We start from the raw sequence: 5,514 nt of genomic DNA on the forward strand, positions 1-5,514 counted from the left end.
CACGACCCCCCCCCCCCCCCCCCCCCCAAACCCCCCCCCAACCCCCCCCTCCCCCCCCCCCCCCCCCCCCCCCCCCCCCCCCTCCCCCCCCCCCCTCCCCCCCATCACCCGGTCGAGCCCCGGAACCGGCACCGGCAGGTCTGGCGGCGCCGCCGGTGGCAGTTCGCCGCCGCATCCGAGTGGCCCGACCCGTACTCACGGCCACTCCTGGAGGAGTGACAGCCGTTGCAGCGCGTGAGAACAACGGCCCGCAACAGCGATGCCGCCTCCCTCATCCGCAGCCGGGACCTCAGCGGCACCCGGTGTTCCGAGTGCATCTGGTACGGGGTCTGCGGAGGCACTTGTCTCGCACACGCCCCCGAACTCAACGGTGTCCGGCCGGAATCCTGGCACCGGCCTGTCTCGCCGATGCGGCCGGGCTGCAAGCACAGTGTGCAAACTTTGGTTTCCGTCCGGCGGTTCGTAAACTACAGTTGTCGCATGATGGTCTCTGAGATCACCCCGGAAGAGCAGGCAGAACTCGACAAAGCGCTGTACGACGCCTTGAATCCGCTGGCCTCGGCGATTCGCTCCCGACAGACCGGGCTGCCCGCGGACCGCATGTGGGCAGCGGACCCCGCCCAAGTGGCACTGTCCGTCCTGGCCGCTTGGAAGGTGATGGATGCCGAGGTCAAGCGATTGACCGCGCACGCGGCAGCAACCGCTGGCTCCTACGGCGCCAGTTACGAGCAGATGGGGGCTGTCTGGGGGATCACCCGGCAGGGTGCCCGTAAGAAATGGCCCGACGCCGTCAATCGCTCAGTTCCCGCGACAGCGGGCAGGAGCACCCTCGCGCTCTTCGGCGGGACTGCCGAACTGGTGCAGGCGCCTTCCGGTGACTGGGGTTGGACAGGCGTGGGCGCTGACGGAACATCCACCACGGTCACCGATGGGACGCGCTGTGCGACCGCGGAAGAAGCAGCAGCCCACGCGGGCGCCTTCCTCAAAGAACACGCCCTCGACGCCGTGGACCGGTCCTAGCATCAGGCAATGCCGGCCCTGTTCACGGCCTCGCGGAGGCGTTCATTGGAGGCGTGTTTGTTCCGCCAGATGATGTAGCGGCGGATCATGCTGCCTTGCTCTTCGTGGCTGGCGTGGTCGGTGCCGTCGAGGGTGAAGTAGCGCAGGGCGGGAGACGCAGGACGGGCCGCCGCGGCTGGTTGTCCACGGGAAGGCGCAGTTCGAGGGGAGGGTGAACGCCAACGTCGACCTGCACGTCGGCGGAGACTCGGTGTTCCTCGGGAAGATGAACGCCAACGGGCGCCTGTCGGTCCGAAACGGGACTGACCGGCTCATGCACGTCAACGACGACCAGGTGTCGATCCAAGGCAACTTGAGGGTCCACGGCGCGTTCCGCTCCGACAGCTGACGGCCATCGGCAGGGGGCGAGGCAACGGCAGGAGGTCAGGGCATCAGGACTCGACAGTGACGATGTCGACGACCGTTCCGCGGCGCCGTTCGCGGTGGCCCCGGCGAAGGCCGGCGTCGCGGACGGGACGGTGGCCCGGCAAGTCACCTGCCCGCAGACACCTTCGCACGCTGCCTGCGCCTGCCGGACGCGTGCCGGCCCCTCCACTGGCATCGGCCGCCTCGGGACACGGTCGTCGCCGACATGGACCAGGCGCGGGCCTCGCCGACACCACCCGTAGGTTGGTGAAGGTGATCCACGGCGGGAACGGCAAGCCGGGCAAGGATGACCGTCCGGGCAGGTCCTGACCGTTCCTCATCAGCGTGCAGGAGTGAGTCTTGGACCCATTCCTGCACGCTGCGGACATCCCGAACGGTTTTGGATGTCCTGGTCGCCCGCGTACGCGCCGCGTCCGGCGGCACGGATCGTGTCACGCGTCCGACGGCGCGGGGCGCATGCCTTCGAGCAGGGTGTCAAGGTAGCGGCGGGCGGTTTGCGTCCTGTCGGTGGGGGTGCCGCCGTGGACGTTCACGGCATGGGCGATGCCGCACATGAGCGGGACCAGGTCGCGGGCGGCGAGGTCCGGGCGGACGGCTCCGGCGTCACGGGCCCGGTCGAGGAGCTCGGTGCCGGCCGACGCGAGTGACTCTTTGAGTTCCGTGGTCCGCGGCAGGGCGTCCACGGCGGCGGAGGCGACCGGGGGCAGGGCGGCATCGGTGAGCTGTGCTTCGAGGACGCGGGACAGGAAGCCCTGCAGCGCCCGCCAGGCGTCGACGTCGGCCAGGGCCTGCTTGCCATGGCCGACGAGGTCTTCGAGGCAGGGGGCGGCGACGGTCTCCAGTAGTGCCTCGGGGGTGGGGAAGTGCCGGTAGACGGTGGCGACCCCGAGGCCGGCCCGGTGTGCGACATCGTTGAGCTGCAGGGGGGTGCCCTGGTCGACCAGGGCACGGGCGATCGCGACGATCCGTTCCCAGTTGCGGGCGGCGTCCTTGCGCAGCGGTGCGGTCGTCATGGGAAGTGTCCAGGTTGCTCGTCTTGGTTCGCGGGCCGGTCAGGTGATCATATGCGGGCGTTTCCGGGCGGGCGGGGGCTTCGGGTGGTGGGCGGTCTGCCCGGGGGCTGCGGTGAGGTGGGGCTGCGGTGGGGTGGGGCGGCGGTGGGGTGGGGCCGCGGTGGGGTGGGGCGGCGGTGGTCGTACGGCCGGTGTCGGGCCCTGGGATCATCCGAGGTGCTCTGTGTTCGCTGGGGTGGCCACGGGTGCGTGGGCCTGGCTGAGCCGACGCACGGCGTCGGCGATGCGGGGGCCGGTCGCGGCGCGGAACGGGGCGACGGGATCGGCCGAGGGGCCGATGACGAGGCCGGTCCGGCCGGCCAGCGCGGGGTCGGTGGCGGCGGTGATCGAGGGCCGGGCGGCCACGGACGCGGAGCCGGAGGTGGAGCGTTCGAACAGGCGGCGCACCAGCGGCCACAACAGCCGCAACGGCGGGGAGACGATCTTCGGGTCGGTCATGGTGCCGTTGGTCATGTCGGTCGCGGCGCCACCGGGATCGGCGGCGAAGACCGACACGCCCGTTCCCTCCAGCCGCTTCGCCAGGTCGAGCGTGTAGGCGAGGTTGGCCAGCTTGGCACGCCCGTACCAGTGGAAGCCGTAGTAGCCGCCCGGCGGCTCGGCGTCGTCGAACACCCGCCTGGCGGCGGCGACCGCGGCCGAGGTCACGTTCACGACCCGGCTGGGTGCCCCGGCCGTGAGCGTGGGCAGCAGCAGCTCGGTCAGCAGGTACGGCGACAGGTGGTTGACCACGAACGACGCTTCGACGCCGTCGATGTGCTGCCGCCGGGCGAACATCGCCCCCACGTTGTTGACCAGTACCGTCAACGGTTCCCCCGACGCCGCGTGCTCGGCGGCGAGCGTGTCGGCCAGCGCGCGGACCTGGTCGAGCGAAGCCAGGTCGGCGGAGAGGAACCGGCCGGGGTGCGCGGGTTGCTCCGCGTTGATCCGCTCGACTGCCCTGGCGCCCCGGTCGGCGTCGCGACCGATCACGGTGACGGCGAATCCCGCGGCGGCCAGCCCCAGTGCCGTCTCCAGGCCGATGCCGCCTGTGCCGGCCGTGACCACGGCTGTCTTCGTCATGAGCGCCTCCACCAGAATAATCGGATAGGTCATCCGTTTATGTGGGACGCTAGCACAAACGGATGACCTATCCGATTGCTGGATGTCAGAGCGTGTACAGGCTCAGGCTGTGCCGGCGCGGAGCAGGTGGGCGACGGGCTGTGCAAGGCTGGACTTGCCCGCGCCCGGACGCCCGGTGATGGGTGCGGGCTCCCTCGCTGTTCGGTGGGTCTCACGGACCCGTGAGACGTGCCCGCGTCTCCTGTTCCGTACTGATCGGTCTCGCGTGGTGTCTAGCTCGACGGGCCCTGCCACCACCTGCGGACGGCTCGTGCCGTCCAGGGGATCAGGTACCGCAACGTCTGCTCCGCTGTGACGGCAGCGATGGCGACGAGCAACGCGTCCTTCATCTGGTCCTCCCAGGAACCCGGTCGGCTGCGGAGCACGGAGCCCCGCGGATACGCCGGTCGTCCCAGAGGACGGTGACGTGCACCGCCGAGCGTTACCCGGACTCCGCACGGCGGCTGTGCGCTCCCCGCCATGGCTGTTGGCGCACAGCCCCACGGCTCGTTGTCCCGGGCCCGGAGCGGTGCCGCGCTCCGGGCGTGACGGCTCGACACTCCGTCTGCTTCGGCGGCTGGTGTCCGAGCTGGGAATCCCGGGCCGGCTCCGGGGCGGAACCGGGGCAGCTCCAAAAGATCGGGGTACGTCCCGCCTGGCGCGGGACGGGGACCGCCCGGCGCATCCATGGCGCACTGCTCCTCGCGCGCAGCGAGCGGTACGTCACGCTCATGGTCAACCCGACGGCCGGGGACGGAAGGGTCCACGCCCTCTACAGGACGTGGGGCTACGAGGACATCGGGCACAGCCAGCCGTCACCGGCGTCCCCTCTGCTCACGGTGATGATCCGCCCCAACCGCTGACCGGCCCGGCAGCCACGGCCACGCTACAGAACCGGGGCCGACCGCACCGACCGCAGCAACATGCCCCACCTCACTACGGCGTCGACGTCGCAGTAGCCGCACTTCAGTCGGCACTCTCCCAGGCCAGCGCCAGGAACCGTTCGACGCGGGCGAGGTCCAGTTCGGCGGCGAGCGACACGGCGACGACGGCGTGGTCGACGTTGGCCGCGAGGATCTGGCCCTCGGACCGCTTGGAGGAGGTGGAGCGGACGAAGGCGGTACGGCGGGGCAGCAGGGTCCGCACGTACAGCGGGTCGCTGCCGTCGGGGTCGGCGGCGGCCCAGTCGCCCGTGCACACGACCTTCATCGGGTCACGGGGGACGACGAACTCGGTGTCGGCACGGACCGGGCCGGCCGGCGTGACGACGTCGCACAGGCCGCGGTCGACCCGGACGACGCGGCCGGGTACGAGACCCAGCTCGGCGTACGGGGCGAACTCGGCCTCCCAGTCCGCGTCCCAGCCGTAGGGAGCGAGTGGATGCGAGGACGAACCGGGAGAAGAGGAGGAAGACAAGGGGTGATCCTTCACAAGGGTGGCCCCGGCACCGCGCCACGAGCGCGGGAAAGGAGTGGGATCAGCCGGCGGCCACGGAGGTGGACTTGACGGACTTCCGATTGCGGGCAACGCCCGTCGCAACGACAGCCATCGGTCGACACCTCCCGGACCACGCAGCGGACACCCGCGGCGTGAAGGAGCCGCAGGAACGAATGGTCCATAGCCGCCCGCGCCGACGGCGCGTGCGCCACAGGTTTTCCACCGGCCCGCACCGGACGGACGGCAGGCGGCCGGGCAGCCGGACACCTCAGGGGGGCGCCGCCGTCGCGGTACGCCTGGCGACCCTCCCCGACGACGGGCCCACCGGAGAGCCGCACGGTCACCGAGGGCCCGTTCCCCGGTGACGGGCCCACCGGAGAGCCGCACGGTCACCGAGGGCCCGTTCCCCGGTGACGGGCCCACCGGAGAGCCGCACGGTCACCGAGGGCCCGTTCCCCGT

At 71.3% G+C, this 5,514-nt stretch carries 4 protein-coding genes and 4 pseudogenes; 4 read left to right on the plus strand and 4 right to left on the minus strand.

Annotation, left to right across the window (positions count from 1 at the left end; all coding sequences use genetic code 11):
* Positions 1-480: 480 nt before the first annotated feature.
* The gene (locus ACZ7G3_RS30760) at positions 481-1,020 is read left to right on the plus strand and encodes a hypothetical protein (RefSeq protein ID WP_470929492.1); all 540 of its coding nucleotides are present in this window, start codon (positions 481-483) and stop codon (positions 1,018-1,020) included.
* A 2-nt stretch (positions 1,021-1,022) separates the two neighbouring features.
* Here the strand turns inward: ACZ7G3_RS30760 and ACZ7G3_RS30765 are convergent.
* Positions 1,023-1,169 (minus strand): annotated as a pseudogene (locus ACZ7G3_RS30765) (transposase); the annotation flags it as partial.
* Positions 1,170-1,231: 62 nt separating this feature from the next.
* Between ACZ7G3_RS30765 and ACZ7G3_RS30770 the strand changes: the two are divergent.
* Complete coding sequence (locus ACZ7G3_RS30770; RefSeq protein ID WP_470929494.1) at positions 1,232-1,408, plus strand: hypothetical protein; 177 nt, start codon at positions 1,232-1,234, stop codon at positions 1,406-1,408.
* 469 nt (positions 1,409-1,877) lie between these two features.
* Here the strand turns inward: ACZ7G3_RS30770 and ACZ7G3_RS30775 are convergent, their stop codons facing one another.
* Together ACZ7G3_RS30775 and ACZ7G3_RS30780 are read right to left on the minus strand one after the other, a co-directional pair.
* Positions 1,878-2,459 carry a TetR/AcrR family transcriptional regulator gene (locus ACZ7G3_RS30775; RefSeq protein WP_470929496.1) on the minus strand — a complete coding sequence of 194 codons (582 nt, stop codon included), beginning with the start codon at positions 2,457-2,459 and terminating at the stop codon, positions 1,878-1,880.
* 207 nt (positions 2,460-2,666) lie between these two features.
* Positions 2,667-3,578, minus strand: a complete 912-nt coding sequence (locus ACZ7G3_RS30780) for an SDR family NAD(P)-dependent oxidoreductase (protein WP_470929498.1) — start codon at positions 3,576-3,578, stop codon at positions 2,667-2,669.
* A 668-nt stretch (positions 3,579-4,246) separates the two neighbouring features.
* Between ACZ7G3_RS30780 and ACZ7G3_RS30785 the strand changes: the two are divergent.
* A pseudogene (locus ACZ7G3_RS30785) lies at positions 4,247-4,480 on the plus strand (N-acetyltransferase); the annotation flags it as partial.
* 112 nt (positions 4,481-4,592) lie between these two features.
* Here ACZ7G3_RS30785 and rsgA read toward each other — a convergent pair.
* Positions 4,593-5,033 (minus strand): annotated as a pseudogene (rsgA, locus tag ACZ7G3_RS30790) (GTPase RsgA); the annotation flags it as partial.
* Positions 5,034-5,308: 275 nt separating this feature from the next.
* On the opposite strand from rsgA, the pseudogene ACZ7G3_RS30795 reads away from it, so the two are divergent.
* Positions 5,309-5,419 (plus strand): annotated as a pseudogene (locus ACZ7G3_RS30795) (dehydrogenase); the annotation flags it as partial.
* Positions 5,420-5,514 lie beyond the last annotated feature (95 nt).

This window comes from Streptomyces sp. NPDC037271 (genome assembly GCF_055603605.1).

Coding starts and splice junctions, on each gene's coding strand:
- ACZ7G3_RS30760 (WP_470929492.1), top strand. CDS start 481: ATGATGGTCTCTGAGATCACCCCGGAAGAGCAGGCAGAACTCGACAAA.
- ACZ7G3_RS30775 (WP_470929496.1), bottom strand. CDS start 2,459: ATGACGACCGCACCGCTGCGCAAGGACGCCGCCCGCAACTGGGAACGG.
- ACZ7G3_RS30780 (WP_470929498.1), bottom strand. CDS start 3,578: ATGACGAAGACAGCCGTGGTCACGGCCGGCACAGGCGGCATCGGCCTG.